Origin of the sequence: Streptomyces sp. GDS52 (assembly GCF_052246875.1) — a bacterium.
GTDB classification, from domain to species: Bacteria; Actinomycetota; Actinomycetes; order Streptomycetales; family Streptomycetaceae; genus Streptomyces; species Streptomyces cathayae.
Genome location: NZ_CM125966.1, coordinates 6121864 through 6142544, shown reverse-complemented (window position 1 = coordinate 6142544; position 20681 = coordinate 6121864). Strand labels below are relative to the sequence as shown.

The window sequence follows — 20681 nt, the reverse complement described above, 5'->3', positions numbered from 1 at the left end:
CAGGGTGGGCCCCCGCTCTCCCCCCACCCTAGAGCGTCGGGGCGGCCGTTCGAACGGTACGGCCCACTGCCGTTGTCGGGTGAACGGCCAAGGGTGTCGCCGAGTGCCCGATCGCCGGACCCAATGGTCCGGCGATCGGGTCCGGGAGCTACTCCCCCACTTCTCCGTAAGCGGCGAGCAGCACCGCCGGGTCCGGGCCCTCCAGCACGGTGGGCCGGGCGAGACCGTCCAGGACGATGAAGCGCAGCAGGTTGCCGCGGGACTTCTTGTCGACCTTCATGGTCTCCAGCAGCTTGGGCCACTGGTCGTAGCGGTAGTGCAGGGGGAGCCCGACCGACTCGAGGACGGCGCGGTGCCGGTCGGCGGTGGCGTCGTCCAGCCGGCCGGCGAGGCGGCCGAGCTCGGCGGCGAAGTGCATGCCCACCGACACCGCCGCGCCGTGGCGCCACTTGTAGCGCTCGTTCTTCTCGATGGCGTGGCCGAGGGTGTGTCCGTAGTTGAGGATCTCCCGGCGGCCCGCCTCCTTCAGATCGGAGGAGACGACCTCGGCCTTGACCCGGATCGAGCGCTCGATGAGCTCGGCGGTGTGCGGGCCCGCCGGGGTGCGGGCGGCCCGGGGGTCGGCCTCGATGAGGTCCAGGATCACCGGGTCGGCGATGAAACCGGCCTTGATGACCTCCGCCAGCCCGGAGACGTAGTCGTTGACCTGGAGGGAGTCCAGGGCGGCGAGGTCGCACAGCACACCGGCGGGCGGGTGGAAGGCACCCACCAGGTTCTTGCCCTCGGCGGTGTTGATGCCGGTCTTGCCCCCGACGGCCGCGTCCACCATGGCCAGCACCGTGGTCGGGACCGCGATCCAGCGCACCCCGCGCAGCCAGGTCGCGGCCACGAAACCGGCCAGGTCGGTACTGGCGCCGCCGCCCACGCCGACGATGACGTCGGTGCGGGTGAAGCCGGACTGGCCGAGCGCCTTCCAGCAGTACGCGGCGACCTCGGCCGTCTTGGCCTCCTCCGCGTTGGGCACCTGGATGGCGATGGCCTCGTAGCCCTGCTCGGCGAGGTCGGCGCGGAGCGCCTCGCCGGTCTCTGCGAGCGCCTCGGGGTGCACGATCGCGACCCGCTCGGCCTTGTCCCCGATCAACCCGCCGAGTTCGCCCAGGAGCTGACGGCCCACCAGGACCTCGTACGGGTCGGTGCCCGCGGTGCCGCCGACGGGGATCCGCGTCACTGCCTCGCTGCTCATGCTTGCTTCATCTCCAGTGCGTCCAGGGCGGAGCGGGTGACTTCTTCCGGCGTGCGGCCGTCGGTGGCCACGACGGCCGTGGCGACCTCCTCGTACAGATGGCGCCGGGCCTCCATCAGCTCGCGCCACTGCTTGCGCGGATTGACCGCGAGCAGAGGGCGGGCGGCGTTGAGGCCGGTGCGCCTGACCGCCTCCTCGACGTCCATCGACAGATAGACGACCCGCTGCCCGGCGAGCAGCACACGCGTGTCGGCGTCGAGGACGGCGCCGCCGCCCAGGGCCAGGACACCCTCGTGCCCGGCGAGCGCGGCGCGCACCGCCTGCTTCTCGATCGCACGGAAGGCGGACTCGCCCTCGTCCACGAAGATCTCGGCGATGCTGCGGCCCTGCGCGGCGACGATGTCGTCGTCGGTGTCCCGGTAACCGACGCCGAGGCGCTCGGCCAGCAGCTGCCCGACCGTGGACTTGCCGACGCCCATCGGGCCGACCAGCACGATCAGCGGGGTCACCGCACGGCCAGGTTCTCGAGGTAGGACGTCACATTGCGGCGGGTCTCGGTCACGCTGTCGCCGCCGAACTTCTCCGCGACCGCGTCCGCGAGGACCAGTGCCACCATGGCCTCGGCGACGATGCCGGCCGCCGGCACGGCGCACACGTCGGAGCGCTGGTGGTGGGCGGCGGCCTCCTCGCCGGTGGCCACGTCCACCGTCTTCAGCGCCCGCGGCACGGTCGCGATGGGCTTCATCGCGGCCCGCACCCGCAGCAGCTCACCGGTGGTCAGTCCGCCCTCGGTGCCGCCGGAGCGGCCCGAGGCGCGCCGGATGCCCCCGTCGGTGGGGACGATCTCGTCGTGCGCCTGGGAGCCGGGCACCCGGGCCAGGTCGAAGCCGTCGCCGACCTCGACGCCCTTGATCGCCTGGATGCCCATGAGGGCGGCGGCCAGCCGGGCGTCGAGACGCCGGTCCCAGTGCACGTGCGAGCCCAGCCCGACGGGGACGCCGTAGGCGAGCACCTCGACCACGCCGCCGAGCGTGTCGCCGTCCTTGTGGGCCTGGTCGATCTCGGCGACCATCGCCTGGGACGCGTCCGCGTCCAGGCAGCGCACCGGGTCCGCGTCCAGCTTCTCCACGTCGGCCGGGGTCGGGTACACCCCGTAGGGCGCCTTGGCGGCGGCCAGCTCCACGACGTGGGAGACGATCTCGATGCCGGCCGTCTCCTTCAGGTACGAGCGGGCCACCGCGCCCAGCGCCACCCGGGCCGCGGTCTCGCGGGCGGAGGCGCGCTCCAGGATCGGGCGGGCCTCGTCGAAGCCGTACTTCTGCATGCCGGCGAGGTCTGCGTGGCCGGGGCGCGGGCGGGTCAGCGGGGCATTGCGGGCGAGGCCGGCCAGCACCTCGGGGTCGACCGGGTCGGCCGCCATGACCTGCTCCCACTTCGGCCACTCGGTGTTGCCCACCATGACCGCGACCGGGGAACCGAGGGTGAGGCCGTGCCGGACGCCGCCGAGGAAGGTGATCTCGTCCCGCTCGAACTTCATCCGGGCACCGCGACCGTAGCCCAGCCGCCGCCTCGCGAGATGGTCCGCCACCATGTCCGTGGTGATCGGGACGCCGGCGGGAAGGCCCTCCAGCGTCGCGACGAGTGCGGGGCCGTGGGACTCCCCCGCGGTCAGCCAGCGCAACCTGCTCAACGGTGCTCCTCGGTACTCGCGCCCTGGTCTGCTCTGCGCACGCGCGTCCTCGCGTACGGCTACGGCACGACGGGGTGCGCGGCCCCCGCCCGCCGTCTCCGATCCTCCCACGTTCGGGCGGTGTGTCCGGCCGCCGGTCCATCAGACGGACGGGCCGGGACGGAGCTCGGGCCCCGGGGAAGTCGGCCCCGCGGCCCTGCTGGACCGGGACTGGGCCCTATCGGGCCGCGAGGGCGCGTTCGCCCGCTTCGCGCATGACGGCCACCGGGGCCGGGGAGCGCCCCGTCATCTGCTCGACCTGGAGCACCGCCTGGTGCACCAGCAGGTCGAGCCCGCCGACCACGGCGCCGCCGGACGCCGACCAGCGGGCCGCGAGGGCGGTCGGCCAGGGGTCGTAGAGCACGTCGAAGAGGGCCGCGGGGCGTTCCGGTACGGCGTGGGCGAGGGTGTCGGTGACGCCCGCCGGGGTGGTGGCGATCACCAGCGGAGCGTGCAGGGCCTGCTCGGCGTCGGTCCAGTCGACGATGCGCACCGCGACGCCGAGCCGTTCGGCCCACTGCCGCATCTCGGCGGCGCGGGCCGCGCTGCGGACGTAGACGGAGACCTCGCCCGTGCAGATCCGCGCCAGCGCGGCCAGCGCGGACGAGGCGGTGGCTCCGGCGCCGAGGACGGCCGCGGTGTCCACCTTCTCGATGCCGTGCTCGCGCAGGGCCGCGACCATGCCGGGGATGTCGGTGTTGTCGCCGGTCCGGCGGCCGTCCTCCGCGAACACGACGGTGTTGACCGCGTCGACGGACGCGGCGGTCTCACTGATGCCGTCCAGCAACGGGATCACGGCCCGCTTCAGCGGCATGGTCAGCGACAGCCCCGCCCACTCGGGTCCGAGCGTCCCGAAGAAGCCCGGCAGGGCCTGCTCGTCGATCTCGAACCGGTCGTACGTCCACTCCCTCAGCCCCAGCTCCGCGTACGCGGCACGGTGCAGCACCGGGGAGAGGGAATGGGCGATCGGCGAGCCGAGCACGGCGGCGCGGCGACGGTCAGTTGCCCGAGCTGGCATCGAACTTGTCCTTCAGCTTCAGAAAATCGTCGTGCGTCCTCGCGAACTCGGTCTTGCTTATTCCGTCGGTGGCCACGAAGTAGATCCAGCCGTCCTTCGTCGGCTTCAGCGCCGCGGTCAGCGCGTCGTCCCCGGGGTTGCCGATGGGACCGGGCGGCAGGCCCTTGCGCGTGTAGGTGTTGTACGGGTCCTTGTTGCTGTTGATCGCGGACTCGCTGATGTGGATGTTGCTTTGCTTCTGCAGGTAGTTGTACGTCGAGTCGAACTGCAGCAGTTGGTTGGTCTCGGTGTTGGTGGGCTTGAGGCGGTTGTAGATGACCTCGGACATCTTGCGGAAGTCGTCGTGGGTCTTGCCCTCGGCCTGCACCAGACTCGCGACCGTGACCAGCTCCCACGGCCCCTCGAGGCCGAGGCTCTCGGCCTTCTCCGGGAACTGCAGCCCCTCGTACTTGTCGGTGGCCCGGCCCACCATCTCCTTCAGCACGTCCGCGGGCTTCGCGCCCTTGCCCACCGCGTAGCTGGACGGGTAGAGGAAGCCCTCCAGCGGGTCCTTGACGTCCCCGTCGTTCACCGCCCAGTCGGGCAGACCGAGCTTCTGCCAGTCCTTCTCGGCGACCTTCTCGGTGGTGCCCTCGTCGAGCTTGAGACGTTTGTCGATGAGTTCGTAGACGGCGCCGTTGCGCAGGCCCTCGGCGATGATCAGGTTGTCGCGGCTCTTCGGGCTGAGCATGAGCTCGACGGCGGCGTCGGCCGACATCTCCTTCTCGAGCGTGTAGACGCCGTCCTGGATCGTGCCGCCGTTCGGGTTGCCCTGCTGGGCGGCGACGAAGGCGTCGACGCTCTTGACCACGCCTTCCTTCTTGAGCACCTGGCCGATGGCGTATCCGCCCGCCCCCTTGGGGATCACCACGGTGACCTGCTCGCCGTTCCCGTCGCCCGCGAAGTCCGGGGCGCTGCCGAAACGATCCTGGAAGAACTGCCAGCCGAAGTAGCTCACACCGACCAGACCGCCGCCGAGGACCAGCACCACCACGAGGCAGGCGGTTCCGTTGCGCCGCTTCTTGCCCTTGTCGGCCTTGGCGCCCTTGCCACCCTTGCCGCGGCGCTCGCCACGGCCGCGGCGAGCGCCGGAATCGTCGTCGGCGTCGTCGGCGTCGTCGGCGTCATCGCCGGTGTCCGAGAAGAAGGCGTGTTCGCCCTGGTCGGGGCCGGGGTCCCAGTCGGTGTCCGGCTCCGGGTCCGCCTCCCGCTCCGGCCGCCGCTCGGGCTCGGCGTTGCGGTGGGCCGGGGGTTCCGGCGGCGGATAGGCCTCCGGCGTGCCGTAGTGGTCGGACTGCTGGGCGCCGTGCGCACCGCCCTGCTGCCCGTACGGGTCCGTCGGATCGGCCGCCGCGTACGGGTCCTGCGGCTGGGCACCGGTGTGCCAGCCGCCGGTGTCGTACGGCTGCTGTCCGGGCTGCTGCATCTGCTGGGGGGCGTACTGCTGGTCGTACTGCTGCTGGTCGTACTGCTGCTGACCGTACTGCTGCTGGTCGTGCTGCTGCGGATACTGCTGCTGGCCGTATCCGCCCTGCCCGGCACCGCCCCAGTCACCGTACTGCTGCTGCGCCTGCTGCTGCGGGTAATGCTGCGCCTGGCCCTCGTAGGGGGACTGCTGACCCGGCTGGGCCTGCTGGGCCTGCTGCCCGGTCCACCCGCTGTCGCCGTACAGCGGGTCGTCCGGGTGCCACGGTTCGGAGCCTTGGCCCCGGCCATACTCAGTCATCGATCCCCTAGAGCCACGAGGCGGCGGTCGCGCGGCTGTGGGGGCGCCGGGACCCGTCCCGCCTCTCTCTGTGCGGCGGCTGTTCGAACGCCACCGCATCGCGCGGAACGTTACCGCACCGCGATCAGATGACCACTTCGACGCCCTCACCAGGTGGGTTGCCCGACACCCGTTCGGATTCGAGTGCCTGCTGGAGGATGATCACCGCGGCGGCCTGGTCGATGACGGAGCGTCCCTTCTTGGACTTCACGCCCGAGGCACGCAGCCCCTGACTCGCCGACACCGTGGTCATGCGCTCGTCCACGAGCCGCACCGGAACCGGCGCGATCCGGCGGGCCAGCTCCTGGGTGAAGCCGCGGACCTTGGCCGCGGCGGGGCCCTCGCCCCCCTTGAGGGAGCGAGGGAGTCCGACGACGACCTCGATCGGCTCGTACTCCTCGACGAGCTGCCGAAGGCGCCGGTGAGCCGCCGGGACGTCCCGGCCGGGGACCGTCTCGACCGGGGTGGCGAGGATCCCGTCGGGGTCGCACGAGGCGACCCCGATACGGGCGTCCCCGACATCGATCGCGAGCCGGCGCCCTCGGCGCATCGCGGGGCCGGCCACGGGCTCGCTCACTTGGCCGTGTCCGCCACGAGCCGCTCGACGGCGTCGACGGCTTCCCCTACGGCGGCCGGGTTCTGGCCGCCGCCCTGGGCGACGTCCGGCTTGCCGCCGCCACCGCCGCCGAGGGTCTTGGCGGCCGTGCGGACCAGGTCACCGGCCTTGAGACCGCGCTCGCGGGCGGCCTCGTTGGTGGCGATCACGGTGAGGGGCTTGCCGTTGTTGACCGTGAACAGGGCGACGACGGCGGCCCGGCCCCCCTGGATGCGGCCGCGTACGTCCAGCACCAGCTTGCGCAGGTCGTCGGCGCCGGTGCCGTCCGGGACCTGGCCGGTCACCAGGGCGACCCCGTGGACGTCCTTGGCGGACTCGGCGAGGCCTCCGGCGGCCTGGAGCACCTTCTCGGCGCGGAACTTCTCGATCTCCTTCTCGGCGTCCTTGAGCTTGCCGAGCATGGCGGAGACCTTCTCCGGGAGCTCCTCCGGGCGGCCCTTGATCAGCTCCTGGAGCTGGGCGACGACCGTGTGCTCACGGGCGAGGAAGTGGTAGGCGTCCACGCCGACCAGGGCCTCGATGCGGCGCACGCCGGAGCCGATGGAGGACTCGCCGAGCAGCTTGACCAGGCCGAGCTGGGCGGTGTTGTGCACGTGGGTGCCGCCGCACAGCTCCTTGGAGAAGTCGCCGATGGTCACCACGCGCACGCGCTCGCCGTACTTCTCGCCGAACTCGGCGATGGCTCCCTGCTTCCTGGCCTCGTCGATCCCCATGACGTCGGCACGCACGTCGAGGTCGCGGGCGAGCACCTCGTTGATCTTCTGCTCGACGTCGGTCATCACGGCCGTCGGAACGGCGGACGGCGCGCCGAAGTCGAAGCGGAAGCGGCCGGGCTGGTTCTCGGAACCGGCCTGGGCGGCCGTCGGGCCGAGGGCGTCGCGCAGGGCCTGGTGGGTGAGGTGGGTGGCGGAGTGGGCGCGGGCGATGGCCTTGCGACGGCGGTCGTCGATGGAGGCGTGGGCCTTGGCGCCGACGGTCACCTCACCGACCTGGACGACGCCCTTGTGGACGTACACGCCCGGAACCGGCTTCTGGCAGTCGCGGACCTCGATGACGGCACCGGAGTCGGCCCTGATCCGGCCGGTGTCGCCGATCTGGCCGCCGCCCTCGGCGTAGAACGGGGTGCGGTCGAGGACGATCTCCACCTCGTCGCCCTCGGTGGCGGCCGGTGAGGAGACACCGTCGACGAGGATGCCCACGACGGTGGACTCGCCCTCGGTGTCGGTGTAGCCGGTGAAGTCGGTGGCGCCGGCCCGGTCGGCGATCTCACGGTAGGCGCCGAGGTCGGCGTGGCCGGTCTTCTTGGCCCGGGCGTCGGCCTTGGCCCGCTCCCGCTGCTCCTTCATCAGCCGTCGGAAGCCGTCCTCGTCCACGGACAGCCCCTGCTCGGCGGCCATCTCCAGGGTGAGGTCGATCGGGAAGCCCCAGGTGTCGTGGAGCAGGAAGGCCTTGTCGCCGGCCAGGACCGTGCCACCGGACTGCTTGGTCTCGGTGACGGCGGTGTCGAGGATGTTGGTGCCGGCCTTCAGCGTCTTGAGGAAGGCGTTCTCCTCGGCGACGGCGACCTTCTCGATCCGCTCGCGGTCGGTGAGCAGCTCGGGGTACTGCTGCCCCATCATCTCGATCACGACGTCGATGAGGTCCTTGACGACCGGGCCGGCGGCGCCGAGCAGGCGCATGGTGCGGATGGCGCGGCGCATGATGCGGCGCAGCACGTAGCCGCGGCCCTCGTTGCCGGGGGTGACACCGTCGCCGATGAGCATCACGGAGGTGCGCATGTGGTCGGTGACCACGCGCAGCGAGACGTCGGAGGCCTGGGTGTCGCCGTAGGCCACGCCCGTCAGCTCGGTGGCCTTCTTGATGACGGCCATGGAGGTGTCGATCTCGTACATGTTCTGCACGTCCTGCAGAATCATGGCGAGCCGCTCCAGGCCGAGGCCCGTGTCGATGTTCTGGCTCGGCAGGTCCCCGAGGATCGGGTAGTCCTTGCCCGGACCCTCGCCCCGCTCGTACTGCATGAAGACGAGGTTCCAGATCTCCACGTACCGCTCGTCGTTGACGGCGGGGCCGCCCTCGGCGCCGAACGCGGGGCCGCGGTCGTAGTTGATCTCGGAGCAGGGACCGCAGGGGCCGGGGACGCCCATGTCCCAGTAGTTGTCCTTCTTGCCCAGGCGCTGGATGCGCTCCTCGGGCACGCCGACGACGTCGCGCCAGATCCGCTCGGCCTCGTCGTCGTCCTCGTAGACGGTGATCCACAGACGCTCGGGGTCCAGGCCGTAGCCGCCCTGCTCCTGGGAGCTGGTGAGCAGCTCCCAGGCGAGCTTGATGGCGCCTTCCTTGAAGTAGTCGCCGAAGGAGAAGTTGCCGCACATCTGGAAGAAGGTGCCGTGCCGGGTGGTCTTGCCGACCTCTTCGATGTCCGGCGTGCGGACGCACTTCTGGACGCTGGTGGCGCGCTCGAAGGGCGGCTTGACCTCGCCCAGGAAGTAGGGCTTGAAGGGCACCATGCCGGCCGGGACGAGCAGCAGAGTCGGGTCGTCCGCGATGAGCGACGCCGAAGGGACGACGGTGTGCCCGCGCTCCTCGAAGAAGCTCAGCCAGCGGCGGCGGATCTCGGCCGACTCCATCAGTGGTCCTCATTCCGGTTGTACGGGTGCGTCAGGTACGTCGATCCCTCGACGTACCGGGGGTTGTTCTTCGGGCTGTTGTGGTTCTCGATGGCGGCGCGGCGGCGGGCCGCCGGGAGTTCCCGGTCGGCGGGGGCGTCGATGCCGAGGGCGTCGGTCAGTTCGGCCTCGCGCCGGGCCATGTTGTCGCGGACGTCGAACGCGAAGTCCACTGCGCGGTCCTTGAGCCGGCCGCCCGCCTCGAGCGCCTTGTTCGCCGCGGTCACGGCGAGGTTCTCGGGGGTCAGCTGCTTCAGCTTGCGGTTGACCTTGGTGGTGGCCCACACCCCGGCGGCGACGCCGGTGCTGAACCAGAAGGTACGGCGGAACATCGCTGCGTCAGTCCTTCTTTCCCCGGGTGCGCCCCGCCCGCCGCATGCCCGGGACGGCGCGGCCCACGATCACGGTGCGTCCCGGTGTCCTGGCGGACGTGTCCTCCTTGCGGCCGCTGACGGCCCGGCGCACGCCGTAGCCGAAGGCGGCGACCTTGACCAGCGGGCCGCCGAAGGTGGAGGCGACGGTGGTCGACAGCGCGGAGGCGTTGGAGGTGACCTCCTGGACGTCGGAGGCGATCGCGTCGACCCGTTCGATCTGGGTCTGCGCGGAGCGCACCGCCGAGGAGGCGTCCGCCAGCAGCGGGACGGCCTGGTCGGTCACGTCCGCCACGAGCTTGGTGGTCGCCCGGAGCGTCTGGGCCAGCCTCGCCAGTGCGACGGCGAGGAAGGAGACCAGGATCGCCCAGAACACGGCCACCAGGATTCCGGCCACCTCTCCACCGGACACTGTGTGCACCTGCTCCCTGAGAAACGCGCCTGCCACATCGAAGGACCTCGAAGAACCCCTGAAGGAACCCCGAGAACCCCGAGAACTTCGAGAAACACCGAGAACGTCAAGAAATTCGTGCACCGAGCCTATCGCGCCGGCAGCGGGACTCCGTACCTGATTACCGCCCGGGCGGGGTCGGCACGTCGCGGGCGGGGCGCCCATGCAGCAGCCCGCCGCCCCGCCCGCCCTGAAGGGCGGAGGGACGGCGGGCTGGGGTACCGCCTGCCTGCTGGGGTCAGCGGGCGTAGAACTCGACGACGAGCTGCTCGTCGCAGATCACCGGGATCTCCTTGCGGTTCGGCTCACGGTCCAGGCGGAACGCCAGGGCCTTGAGGTTCACCTGGAGGTAGCGCGGGGTCTCGCCGTCGGGGGCGAAGCCACCCTCGCGGGCGATCGTGAAGAGCGTCTTGTCCTTGCTGCGCTCACGGACCTGCACGACGTCGTCCGGGCGCAGGAGGAAGGAGGGCTTGTCGACCTTCTTGCCGTTGACCTGGATGTGGCCGTGGGTGACCATCTGACGGGCCTGGTAGATCGTGCGGGCGATGCCCGAACGCAGGACCAGGGCGTCGAGACGGCGCTCGAGCTCGATGACGAGGGCGTCACCGGTCTTGATCGTCGTCTTGGCGGCACGCTCGTACGCGCGGACGAGCTGGCGCTCGCTGATGTCGTACTGGGCGCGCAGGCGCTGCTTCTCCAGCAGACGGACCTTGTAGTCCGAGTTCTGCTTGCGGCCGCGGCCGTGCTCACCCGGCGGGTAGGGGCGGGCCTCGAAGTATTTGACGGCCTTCGGGGTCAGCGCGATACCGAGGGCACGCGACTTCTTGACCTTGGGGCGGGGCTGGTTCGCCACTGTCTCTGTCTCTTTTCCAAAGTTTCCGGCTCACCAGGGTTAAGGGAGGTCGCATCCGCAGCCGGGGAAACCCCGCGGGTCCGTGTCGGACCTGCCGGGCAGCCGCTCCCCTGATCTGGGCACATACGTGCAGCACGCGAGTGGCCCACCGACCGCTCCCGGAATTCCGGGTGGTGGTGGGCTGCCCGCGACACCGTTCGACGGTGCGCGACGCTCCTGGAGACGCCTGCCCGGGGGCAGACCCTCCTGCTGGATGTCCCGCTCTGGTGATGCCGGTCTCCCTTGCGGGGCCGGACACGGGACGCAGCTTCGGGAAATTCTACAGGGTGCTCACGGCTGCTTCCGACCGAGGTGCTTCCTGGTCCACTCCACCGCGTCGGCGTACCGCGCCTCGGCCCCGTGCCGGGTGGGCTCGTAGTACGCGCGGTCCTTCAGGGCGTCCGGGGCGTACTGCTGCCGCGCGATGCCCTCGGGCAGGTCGTGCGGGTACACGTACCCCTGGGCGTGGCCCAGGGCGGCCGCGCCCTTGTAGTGCCCGTCGCGCAGATGCGGCGGCACGGACCCGGCCAGCCCCTTGCGCACGTCGGCCAGGGCGGCGCCGATCGCGGTGGTGGCCGCGTTGGACTTGGGGGCCAGGGCGAGGGCGATGGTGGCGTGGCTCAGGGTGAGGGCGGCCTCGGGGAAGCCGATCATGGCGACGGCCTGGGCGGCGGCGACCGCGATCGGCAGCGCGTTCGGGTCGGCGAGGCCGATGTCCTCGCTGGCGGAGATCATCAGACGGCGGGCGATGAAGCGGGGATCCTCGCCGGCCTCGATCATCCGGGCCAGGTAGTGCAGGGCGGCGTCGACGTCGGAACCGCGGATGGACTTGATCAGGGCGCTGGCGACGTCGTAGTGCTGGTCGCCGGAGCGGTCGTACTTCACGGCGGCCCGGTCGACCGTCTCCTCCAGGGTGGCCAGGGAGATCGCCGTCTCGCCCTTGTCCAGCGCGGCCCCCGCGGCGGCCTCCAGGGCGGTCAGGGCGCGGCGGGCGTCCCCGCCGGCGATGCGCACCAGATGGTCCCCGGTGTCCTCGGGGAGGGTGACGGCGCCCTTCAGTCCCCGTTCGTCGGCGAGCGCACGGTGCAGCAGACCGCGGACGTCGTCGTCGGTGAGGGGTTCGAGGGTGAGCAGGAGGGAGCGGGAGAGCAAGGGGGAGATGACCGAGAAGTAGGGGTTCTCGGTGGTCGCGGCGATCAGCGTGACCCAGCGGTTCTCGACCGCGGGGAGCAGGGAGTCCTGCTGGGCCTTGCTGAAACGGTGGATCTCGTCGAGGAAGAGGACGGTCTCCGTGCCGTACCCGCCGGAGGCGCGGCGGGCGCCGTCGATGACCGCGCGGACCTCCTTGACGCCCGCGGTGATCGCCGACAGCTCGACGAAACGCTTGTTGGTGGCCTTGGAGACGACGTAGGCCAGGGTCGTCTTGCCGGTGCCGGGAGGCCCCCACAGGAACACCGAGGACGGGCCCGCGGGGCCCGAGGCGCCCTCGCCGACCAGTCGGCGCAGGGGTGAGCCGGGCTTCAGCAGATGCTGCTGGCCCGCCACCTCCTCGAGCGTGCGCGGACGCATCCGCACGGCGAGGGGGCTGCCGGTCGGGTCCTTCTGCTGGCGTTCTTCTGCTGCGGCGGTGAACAGGTCGGGCTCCACGTCGGCAACCCTAAAGGACCGCGCCGACAACGCGGCGGGCCCGTCAGCTGGTCCAGAAATGCCACCAGCGGGTCAGGATCAGCATGCCGATGGCGCCGATGTGCAGCACCGGCATGACCCAGGTGAACTCGCCGAAGAAGTTCTTCAGCCAGCCGGGGGCGGGCAGGAAGCCCTTGCGGACGTTGAACGACGTCACGTACCAGAACATGATGATCGTGGCGGCCCAGGCCAGGGAGCACCACAGGCACAGGGCGTTGATCCGGTACAGGGACTGGTACATCAGCCAGGCGCAGAAAACGGTGCCGAACAGGGTGCCCGCGTTGAGGGTGAGCCAGTACCAGCGGGGGAAGCGGGCCCCGGCGAGCAGGCTCATGCCGACGCAGACGACGATGCCGTAGGTGACCAGGCCCAGCATCGGGTTGGGGAACCCGAAGACGGACGCCTGGTCGCTCTCCATGATGCTGCCGCAGGAGACCACCGGGTTGAGACTGCATCCGGGGACGAACGTCTCGCCCCTGACCTTGGCCTCGAGCAGCTTGAACTTGTCCAGCGTGATGACCCACGCGGCGAGTACGCCGGCCGCGCCGGTGATGACCAGGAGCAGGGCGAACGCACGGCCGGCGCCCTCCCGGAGCGGCCCGGCGGGTGCCGGCGAAGGCTCGGGCACGGTGGAAACGTCCTTCACAGTCGTCTTGCTCATCACGGCGATTCCGTCACGGTGAAATGTGGACCTGCTTCGGGCAGGGCCATTGTGCCGCACTCACCTGTGAATCCATCGCCCACCAGTCATACGAACACACGAATCATCCCCGTGGATGCCCGGTTTCGGCCACCGTCTGTGCCATGACCGCACGCACGCCCCCACCGGGTTCCCCGTTCGAGCGAACCGGCGCCCTCGGCAGGGACGCCGAAGGCGCCGGGTGCCGCAGGGGCACACCGGCGCCTTCGTGGCGCGTGGTCCGCGCACGGCCGCGTACGGGGATCAGCCGAGCCGTGCCTCCAGCTCGGCCACGATCTCGTTCACGCCGACCGCGCTCTGCTCGCCGGACTCCATGTCCTTGAGCTGGACGACGCCCTCGGCGAGGTCGCGCTCGCCGAGCACCAGGGTGTAGCGCGCGCCCGAGCGGTGGGCCGCCTTCATCGCCGCCTTCAGGCCCTTGCCGCCGTAGGAGAAGTCGGCGGCGACGCCGTTCTTGCGCAGTTCGGTGACCTTGGCGAACAGCACCCGGCGGGCCTCCTCGCCGAGCGGGACGGCGAACACGCTGGTGGTGGCGGGGAGTTCGAGTTCGACGCCCTCCGCCTCCAGGGCCAGTACGGTGCGGTCGACACCGAGGGCCCAGCCGACGGACGGCAGCGCGGGGCCGCCGATCATCTCGGAGAGACCGTCGTAGCGGCCCCCGCCACCCACCGCGGACTGGGAGCCCAGGCCGTCGTGGACGAACTCGAAGGTGGTGCGCGTGTAGTAGTCCAGGCCGCGCACCAGCCTCGGGGCGTCCTCGAACGTGACGCCCGCGGCCGTGATCAGCTCGCGGACCTCCTCGTGGTAGGTCTTGCAGGCGTCGCACAGGTAGTCGCGCAGCAGGGGGGCACCGGTCAGCTGCTTCTGGACCGACTCGCGCTTGTCGTCCAGGACGCGCAGCGGGTTGATCTCCGCGCGGCGCAGGGTGTCCTCGTCCAGGTCCAGGCCGCGCAGGAAGTCCTGCAGTGCGGACCGGTAGACGGGACGGCATTCCTTGTCGCCCAGGGAGTTCAGCAGGATGCGGAAGTCGCTGAGCCCCAGGGAGCGGTACGCCTGGTCCGCCAGGATGATCAGTTCGGCGTCCAGCGCCGGGTCCTCGGCGCCGATCGCCTCCGCGCCCACCTGGGAGAAGTGGCGGTACCGGCCCTTCTGGGGGCGCTCGTAGCGGTAGTACGAGCCGGAGTACCAGAGCTTGACCGGGAGGTTGCCGGCCTTGTGCAGGTTGGCCTCCAGGGCCGCGCGCAGCACGGAGGCCGTGCCTTCGGGCCGCAGGGCGAGGCGGTCGCCGCCCTTGGTCTCGAAGGCGTACATCTCCTTGGTGACGATGTCGGTGGACTCTCCGACGCCGCGCGCGAACAGCTCGACGCTCTCGAAGCCGGGCGTCTCGATGTAGCCGTAACCGGAGTCGCGCAGCGGGGCGGCGATGGCCTCACGGACGGCGAGGTACTTCGCGCTGTCCGGCGGGATCAGGTCGTAGGTGCCCTTGGGGGCCTTGAAGGTGCTCACGGAAGTCTCTCGTCACATTCCTCGTCGGGGAGCGTCCACATCCGCTCCCTGGCCGACGGCCACCTGCCGCAGATACGGGTTGGTGGCACGCTCCTGGCCGATGGTCGTCTGGGGTCCGTGTCCGGACAGCACCACGGTCGAGTCGTCGAGCGGCAGGCACACACGCGCCAGCGAGTCGAGCAGGTCGGCCATGTCACCGCCGGGCAGGTCGGTGCGTCCGATGGAGCCGGCGAACAGCAGGTCGCCCGAGAAGAAGACCGGCGGGATGTCCGCCGCCTCGGGCAGGCCGAAGGTCACCGACCCCTTGGTATGCCCCGGCGCGTGCGCGACCGTCAGCTCCAGCCCGGCCAGTTCGAGTTTCACGCCGTCGGCCAGCTCCCTGACGTCGTCCGGCTCCCCCACGGTCAGCTCGCCCATCAGCGGCATCCCGATGGAGCGGCCCAGGGCCTTCTCGGGGTCGCTCATCATGTACCGGTCGTCGGGGTGGATCCAGGCCGGTACGTCGTGCGCCCCGCACACGGGGACGACGGAGGCCACGTGGTCGATGTGGCCGTGGGTGAGGACGACGGCGACGGGCTTCAGCCGATGCTTGCGGACCGCCTCCTCCACTCCCGGGGCGGCCTGATGGCCGGGGTCGATGATCACGCACTCCTCACCGGCGGCGGGGGCGACGAGATAACAGTTCGTCCCCCAGGCCCCGGCGGGGAACCCGGCAATGAGCACGATCGTCCTTCGTTGTGTCGAGGGTCGTGTCGACGGTTGTGTCGATACGGGAGGCTTGCGACGGGCTCGCGCCCGCCGTCAGAGCCTACCGGCGCTGCCGATTCCACAGCGAACCCATATACGGTACGGGGCACACGCAGACGGTCGGTCCGCCGCAGGCACGCGTACCGGTCGGCACACGAGACGCATGAGGAGTAAACCCGGTGGTCAGCCAGGAACAGCGGCGGCGTCAGCTCGCGCGGGAGAAGTTCTTGCGGCAGCAGCAGCGGCGCACCCAGGCACGGCGCAAGTCGCGGATCCGCAACTCGGTGATCGCTTCCGCGCTCGGCGTGGTCCTGATCGGCAGCCTCGCGCTGTACACGACCGGGGCGTTCGAATCGGACGGGGACAAGGCCAACGCGAGCGCGGAGGTCACGCCGAGCGCCGAGGCGACCAGCAAGGCGCCCGACCCGTGCGAGAAGCCGGCCGCGGGCGAGGTCGCGTCGAAGACCTGGAAGAAGGAGCCGGCGATCTCCATCGACGAGTCGGCGACGTACACGATGACGCTCGAGACGACCTGCGGGACGATCGACATGGCGCTCAAGGCGTCGGCGGCCCCGCACACCGTCAACTCGTTCAACTTCCTCGCCGACAAGGGCTACTTCGACCACAGCAAGTGCCACCGGATCACCACCAACGGCATCTACGTGCTGCAGTGCGGTGACCCGACGGGCACCGGCACCGGCGGTCCCGGCTACACGATCCCGGACGAGAACCTGAAGGACGAGAGCCTGAAGGACAACACGTACCCGGCGGGCACCGTCGCGATGGCGAACACCGGGCAGAAGGACAGCGGCGGAAGCCAGTTCTTCCTGGTGTACGAGGACAGCCCGCTCCCGCCGAGCTACACGCCGTTCGGCACCGTCTCGGAGGGCGGCATGAAGGTCCTGAAGAAGATCGCCGCCGCCGGTGACAGCACCGGAGCCGGTGACGGCGCGCCCAACGCGACGGTCGTGATCGACAAGGCGACCGTCACGGAATCCTGACCGCCCAACTGCGGAATTTCGGTCGCGCGGGATGCGGACAGGTGTCCCGTCGGTCGCCTATGTTGGCCGTGACGAAAACTGTGGACGATGCCCGGGGGTAGCAAAGCCCTCCGCAGGCATCATGTGGAGGAGGCGCTGTGAGCAGCGACCCGTGGGGCCGCGTCGACGAGACGGGCACCGTGTACGTGCGTACGGCCGACGGAGAGCAGGTCGTCGGTTCCTGGCAGGCGGGCTCCCCCGAGGAGGCGCTGGCCTACTTCGAGCGCAAGTACGAGGGCCTGGTTGTCGAGATCGGCCTCCTCGAGAAGCGAGTGAAGACCACCGACCTGTCCTCGAAGGACGCCATGACGGCGGTCGAGCACCTGCGGGAGCAGGTCGACGCCCATCACGCGGTCGGCGATCTGGCCGCCCTGCGCGTGCGTCTGGACAAGCTCGTGGAGCTGGTGGACAAGCGGCGCGAGGAGCGCAGGGCGCAGCGGGCGAAGCAGTCCGACGAGGCCCGTCAGGCCAAGGAGGCGCTGGTCGCCGAGGCGGAGGAGCTGGCGGGCTCGGACCAGTGGCGGGCGGCCGGTGAGCGGCTGCGGGCGCTGGTGGACACCTGGAAGGGGCTGCCCCGGCTGGACCGCAAGTCCGACGACGAGCTGTGGCACCGCTTCTCGCACGCCCGGTCGGCGTTCTCCAAGCGGCGCAAGCAGCACTTCGCGCACCTGGACGCGCAGCGCGAGGAGGCCCGCAAGACCAAGGAGCGTCTGGTCGCCGAGGCGGAGGCGCTGTCGAACTCGACGGACTGGGGTGCGACGGCGGCGCGTTACCGGGACCTGATGGCGGAGTGGAAGGCCGCGGGCCGCGCCCAGCGCGAGCACGAGGATGACCTGTGGAACCGCTTCCGCGGCGCCCAGGACGTCTTCTTCGCCGCCCGCGGTTCGGTCTTCGCCGAGCGTGACGCGGAGCAGACGGAGAACCTCAAGCTCAAGGAGGAGCTGGCCGAAGAGGCCGAGAAGCTCCTGCCGATCACGGATCTGAAGGCCGCCCGGGCCGCGTTCCGCGCGCTCAACGAGCGCTGGGAGGCCATCGGCCATGTGCCGCGGGACGCCCGGCCGAAGGTCGAGGGCCGGATGCAGTCCGTGGAGCGGGCCATGCAGGAGGCCGAGGAGGCCGAGTGGCGCCGGACCAACCCGGAGGCACGCGCGCGTGCCGAGGGCCTGACCGGTCAGCTCCAGGCCGCCGTGGACAAGCTGAGCGGCCAGATCGAGCAGGCGCGGACGCAGGGCAACGAGGCCAGGGCCCAGAAGCTCGAGCGGGAGCTGGAGGGTCGCCGGGCGCTGCTGGACCAGGCGCTGAAGGGACTGCAGGAGTTCGGCGGCTGACGAAGGCCGCCGCACGCTGAGAGGGGCTCCCGTACCGGGTGGTGCGGGAGCCCCTCCTGCGTGTCCTGCGTGCCTCGCCTCCGTGCGCTGTTCTTCGTGCTTCGTGCCTCGCGCTTCGTGGCTTGCGTGCCGTGCGCGCCGGGTCTACCGGTTGCGGGCCGAGGTCACCCGGTACACGTCGTAGACGCCCTCCACGCCCCGTACCGCCTTCAGGACGTGCCCGAGGTGCTTCGGGTCGCCCATCTCGAAGGTGAAGCGGGAGGTGGCGACACGGTCGCGGGAGGTCTGGACGGCCGCGGAGAGGATGTTGACGTGCTGGTCGGACAGCACGCGCGTGACGTCCGACAGCAGCCTGGAGCGGTCCAGCGCCTCGACCTGGATGGCGACCAGGAAGACCGAGGACTGGGTGGGCGCCCACTCCACCTCGAGGATGCGCTCGGGCTCCCGGGACAGTGAGTCGACGTTCACGCAGTCGCTGCGGTGGACCGAGACACCGCTGCCGCGGGTCACGAAACCGATGATCGGGTCACCGGGGACCGGCGTACAGCAGCGGGCCAGCTTGACCCAGACGTCGTCGACGCCCTTGACGACCACGCCGGGGTCGGCGCTGGTGCGGCGCTTGCGACCTCGGCCGCGGGCCGGCGGCACCGACTCGTCGATCTCCTCGGTGGCCGCCTCCTCCCCGCCGAGGGCCTGCACCAGCTTCTGGACGATGTTCTGCGCGGCGACATGGCCCTCGCCGATCGCCGCGTAGAGCGCGGAGATGTCCGAGTAGCGCATCTCGTGCGCCAGCGTGACCAGCGAGTCGCCGGTGAGGATGCGCTGGATCGGCAGGTTCTGCTTGCGCATCGCGCGGACGATGGCGTCCTTGCCCTGCTCGATGGCCTCGTCGCGGCGCTCCTTGGAGAACCAGGCGCGGATCTTGTTGCGGGCGCGCGGCGACTTCACGAAGCCGAGCCAGTCCCGGGAGGGGCCCGCGCCGGCCGCCTTGGAGGTGAAGACCTCCACCAGATCGCCGTTGTCCAGGGTCGACTCGAGCGGTACGAGACGGCCGTTGACCCGCGCCCCGATGGTGCGGTGGCCGACCTCGGTGTGGACCGCGTAGGCGAAGTCCACCGGGGTGGCGCCCGCGGGGAGCGCGATGACGTCGCCCTTGGGAGTGAAGACGAAGACCTCGTTGCGGGACAGGTCGAAGCGCAGCGACTCCAGGAACTCGCCGGGGTCCTCGGTCTCCTTCTGCCAGTCGAGGAGCTGCCGCAGCCACGCCATGTCGTTGACGGCGGCAGAGTCCTTGCCGGCCTTGCCCGCCGCCTTGGGCACGTCCGTGCGGACCTTGGAGGCTCCGGCGACGGCCTCCTGCTTGTACTTCCAGTGCGCGGCGATGCCGTACTCGGCGCGGCGGTGCATGTCGAAGGTGCGGATCTGGAGCTCGACGGGCTTGCCGCCGGGGCCGATGACCGTCGTGTGCAGCGACTGGTACATGTTGAACTTGGGCATCGCGATGTAGTCCTTGAACCGGCCGGGGACCGGGTTCCATCGCGCGTGCACCGTGCCGAGGGCCGCGTAGCAGTCGCGGACGGTGTCCACGAGGACGCGGATGCCCACCAGGTCGTAGATCTCCGCGAAGTCCCGGCCGCGGACGATCATCTTCTGGTAGACGCTGTAGTAGTGCTTGGGGCGGCCGGTGACGGTGGCCTTGATGCGCGCGGCCCGCAGGTCCTGCTGCACCTCGTCGGTGACGACGGCGAGGTACTCGTCGCGCTTGGGGGCGCGTTCGGCGACCAGACGGACGATCTCGTCGTACATCTTGGGGTAGAGGATCGCGAAGGCGAGGTCCTCCAGTTCCCACTTGATGGTGTTCATGCCCAGCCGGTGGGCGAGCGGCGCGTAGATCTCCAGGGTCTCGCGTGCCTTCTTCTCCTGCTTCTCGCGCTTGAGGTAGCGCATGGTGCGCATGTTGTGCAGGCGGTCGGCGAGCTTGATGACCAGGACGCGGGGGTCCTTGGCCATGGCGACGACCATCTTGCGCACGGTCTCGGCCTGCGCGGCCTCGCCGAACTTGACCTTGTCCAGCTTGGTGACGCCGTCGACCAGCAGCGCGACGGTGTCTCCGAAGTCACGGCGGAGCTGCTCCAGGCCGTACTCGGTGTCCTCCACCGTGTCGTGCAGCAGGCCGGCCATCAGGGTGGCCGGGTCCATGCCCAGTTCGGCGAGGATCGTGGTCACGGCGAGCGGATGCGTGATGTACGGGTCGCCGCTCTTGCGCTTCTGGCCGCGGTGCCAGCGCTCGGCGACCTGGTAGGCGCTCTCGATCTGGCGGAGCGTGGCGTTCTCGATCTTGGGGTCGTTGCTGCGGACTATCCGCAGCAACGGTTCCAGCACCGGGTTGTACGGGTTGGCACGCTGCACACCGAGTCGGGCCAGCCGGGCGCGGACGCGGTTGGAGGAGCCGGCGCGGGCGGGCTGTCCGGTGTTCGGGCGGACCATGGGGGCGGAGCGCTCGGGCGAGGAGGATCCCCCCGTTCGAGCGGAGCCGAGAGGGGGGACGGGCTTGGGGCGCGGCTGCTCGGGCTTGTCCGCGGCTGCCTGGGCGTGCTGGACCGGCCTGCGCGTGTCGTTCTTCGCGTAGGGCGTGCTGGGCACAGGCTTGGCCGCGGCAGCCGAGTCGGACTCGGGCTTGTCTGCCGTCAGGTGCTGGGCCTCGTCTGGCAAGAGGACTCCTCGTGCGCTTTCCGGGTCCCCCGGCAGGCTCCGGACCCCCCATGGTAGCCATCCCCGGCCGGGGGCTGTCCTGCGGACCGGTGTGAGGACCGTCCACCCGTGAAACGCACGGGGCGGGTACCGGATTCCCACGGTACCCGCCCCGTGCGGTGTTCACCGCGCT

17 protein-coding genes are annotated in these 20681 nt (G+C 70.7%); 2 read left to right on the top strand and 15 right to left on the bottom strand.

Annotation, left to right across the window (positions count from 1 at the left end; genetic code table 11):
* Nucleotides 1-148 precede the first annotated feature (148 nt).
* The 14 genes from aroB to ACTWJ9_RS28020 all read right to left on the bottom strand — a co-directional run bounded on the left by aroB (nucleotide 149) and on the right by ACTWJ9_RS28020 (nucleotide 15405).
* Nucleotides 149-1243: a 3-dehydroquinate synthase gene (aroB, locus tag ACTWJ9_RS28085; RefSeq protein ID WP_387041712.1), complete on the bottom strand. Its 1095-nt coding sequence runs from the start codon at nucleotides 1241-1243 to the stop codon at nucleotides 149-151.
* Nucleotides 1240-1722 carry a shikimate kinase gene (locus ACTWJ9_RS28080; RefSeq protein ID WP_279338123.1) on the bottom strand — a complete coding sequence of 161 codons (483 nt, stop codon included), beginning with the start codon at nucleotides 1720-1722 and terminating at the stop codon, nucleotides 1240-1242. Before ACTWJ9_RS28080 ends, aroB begins: the two co-directional genes overlap by 4 nt.
* A gap of 26 nt (nucleotides 1723-1748) precedes the next feature.
* Nucleotides 1749-2933 carry a chorismate synthase gene (gene aroC / locus ACTWJ9_RS28075; RefSeq protein WP_279337055.1) on the bottom strand — a complete coding sequence of 395 codons (1185 nt, stop codon included), beginning with the start codon at nucleotides 2931-2933 and terminating at the stop codon, nucleotides 1749-1751.
* A 217-nt stretch (nucleotides 2934-3150) separates the two neighbouring features.
* On the bottom strand, nucleotides 3151-3990 hold the full coding sequence (locus ACTWJ9_RS28070; protein WP_387041715.1) for a shikimate dehydrogenase: 840 nt from the start codon (nucleotides 3988-3990) through the stop codon (nucleotides 3151-3153).
* Nucleotides 3971-5755 carry an endolytic transglycosylase MltG gene (gene mltG / locus ACTWJ9_RS28065; protein WP_387041717.1) on the bottom strand — a complete coding sequence of 595 codons (1785 nt, stop codon included), beginning with the start codon at nucleotides 5753-5755 and terminating at the stop codon, nucleotides 3971-3973. The genes ACTWJ9_RS28070 and mltG overlap by 20 nt, the downstream gene beginning before the upstream one ends.
* A gap of 124 nt (nucleotides 5756-5879) precedes the next feature.
* A complete protein-coding gene (gene ruvX, locus ACTWJ9_RS28060) occupies nucleotides 5880-6344 on the bottom strand; it encodes a Holliday junction resolvase RuvX (protein ID WP_279338122.1) in 465 nt (154 codons plus the stop codon).
* Nucleotides 6345-6367: 23 nt separating this feature from the next.
* The gene (alaS, locus tag ACTWJ9_RS28055; protein WP_279337052.1) at nucleotides 6368-9037 is read right to left on the bottom strand and encodes an alanine--tRNA ligase; all 2670 of its coding nucleotides are present in this window, start codon (nucleotides 9035-9037) and stop codon (nucleotides 6368-6370) included.
* Nucleotides 9037-9408 (bottom strand): hypothetical protein, encoded by a 372-nt coding sequence (locus ACTWJ9_RS28050; protein ID WP_279337051.1) that lies wholly within the window; start codon nucleotides 9406-9408, stop codon nucleotides 9037-9039. Before ACTWJ9_RS28050 ends, alaS begins: the two co-directional genes overlap by 1 nt.
* A gap of 7 nt (nucleotides 9409-9415) precedes the next feature.
* Complete coding sequence (locus tag ACTWJ9_RS28045; RefSeq protein WP_279337050.1) at nucleotides 9416-9859, bottom strand: DUF948 domain-containing protein; 444 nt, start codon at nucleotides 9857-9859, stop codon at nucleotides 9416-9418.
* Nucleotides 9860-10136: 277 nt separating this feature from the next.
* Nucleotides 10137-10751 (bottom strand): 30S ribosomal protein S4, encoded by a 615-nt coding sequence (gene rpsD / locus ACTWJ9_RS28040; RefSeq protein WP_279337049.1) that lies wholly within the window; start codon nucleotides 10749-10751, stop codon nucleotides 10137-10139.
* Nucleotides 10752-11081: 330 nt separating this feature from the next.
* A complete protein-coding gene (locus ACTWJ9_RS28035) occupies nucleotides 11082-12437 on the bottom strand; it encodes a replication-associated recombination protein A (RefSeq protein ID WP_279337048.1) in 1356 nt (451 codons plus the stop codon).
* Between the two features lie 43 nt (nucleotides 12438-12480).
* The gene (locus ACTWJ9_RS28030; RefSeq protein WP_279337047.1) at nucleotides 12481-13137 is read right to left on the bottom strand and encodes a vitamin K epoxide reductase family protein; all 657 of its coding nucleotides are present in this window, start codon (nucleotides 13135-13137) and stop codon (nucleotides 12481-12483) included.
* A gap of 282 nt (nucleotides 13138-13419) precedes the next feature.
* A complete protein-coding gene (hisS, locus tag ACTWJ9_RS28025; RefSeq protein ID WP_443294911.1) occupies nucleotides 13420-14682 on the bottom strand; it encodes a histidine--tRNA ligase in 1263 nt (420 codons plus the stop codon).
* Between the two features lie 12 nt (nucleotides 14683-14694).
* Nucleotides 14695-15405: an MBL fold metallo-hydrolase gene (locus ACTWJ9_RS28020; RefSeq protein ID WP_279337044.1), complete on the bottom strand. Its 711-nt coding sequence runs from the start codon at nucleotides 15403-15405 to the stop codon at nucleotides 14695-14697.
* A 203-nt stretch (nucleotides 15406-15608) separates the two neighbouring features.
* Between ACTWJ9_RS28020 and ACTWJ9_RS28015 the strand changes: the two genes are divergently transcribed.
* Nucleotides 15609-16430, top strand: coding sequence for a peptidylprolyl isomerase (locus ACTWJ9_RS28015; protein WP_387039989.1), 822 nt, complete (start codon nucleotides 15609-15611; stop codon nucleotides 16428-16430).
* 137 nt (nucleotides 16431-16567) lie between these two features.
* Nucleotides 16568-17797 carry a DUF349 domain-containing protein gene (locus tag ACTWJ9_RS28010; RefSeq protein WP_279337041.1) on the top strand — a complete coding sequence of 410 codons (1230 nt, stop codon included), beginning with the start codon at nucleotides 16568-16570 and terminating at the stop codon, nucleotides 17795-17797.
* Between the two features lie 144 nt (nucleotides 17798-17941).
* Here the strand turns inward: ACTWJ9_RS28010 and ACTWJ9_RS28005 are convergent, their stop codons facing one another.
* The gene (locus tag ACTWJ9_RS28005; RefSeq protein ID WP_279337040.1) at nucleotides 17942-20509 is read right to left on the bottom strand and encodes a RelA/SpoT family protein; all 2568 of its coding nucleotides are present in this window, start codon (nucleotides 20507-20509) and stop codon (nucleotides 17942-17944) included.
* Nucleotides 20510-20681 lie beyond the last annotated feature (172 nt).

Coding starts and splice junctions, on each gene's coding strand:
- ACTWJ9_RS28050 (WP_279337051.1), bottom strand. CDS start 9,408: ATGTTCCGCCGTACCTTCTGGTTCAGCACCGGCGTCGCCGCCGGGGTG.
- ACTWJ9_RS28030 (WP_279337047.1), bottom strand. CDS start 13,137: ATGAGCAAGACGACTGTGAAGGACGTTTCCACCGTGCCCGAGCCTTCG.
- ACTWJ9_RS28080 (WP_279338123.1), bottom strand. CDS start 1,722: ATGGGCGTCGGCAAGTCCACGGTCGGGCAGCTGCTGGCCGAGCGCCTC.
- aroB (WP_387041712.1), bottom strand. CDS start 1,243: ATGAGCAGCGAGGCAGTGACGCGGATCCCCGTCGGCGGCACCGCGGGC.
- mltG (WP_387041717.1), bottom strand. CDS start 5,755: ATGACTGAGTATGGCCGGGGCCAAGGCTCCGAACCGTGGCACCCGGAC.
- ruvX (WP_279338122.1), bottom strand. CDS start 6,344: ATGCGCCGAGGGCGCCGGCTCGCGATCGATGTCGGGGACGCCCGTATC.
- alaS (WP_279337052.1), bottom strand. CDS start 9,037: ATGGAGTCGGCCGAGATCCGCCGCCGCTGGCTGAGCTTCTTCGAGGAG.
- ACTWJ9_RS28070 (WP_387041715.1), bottom strand. CDS start 3,990: ATGCCAGCTCGGGCAACTGACCGTCGCCGCGCCGCCGTGCTCGGCTCG.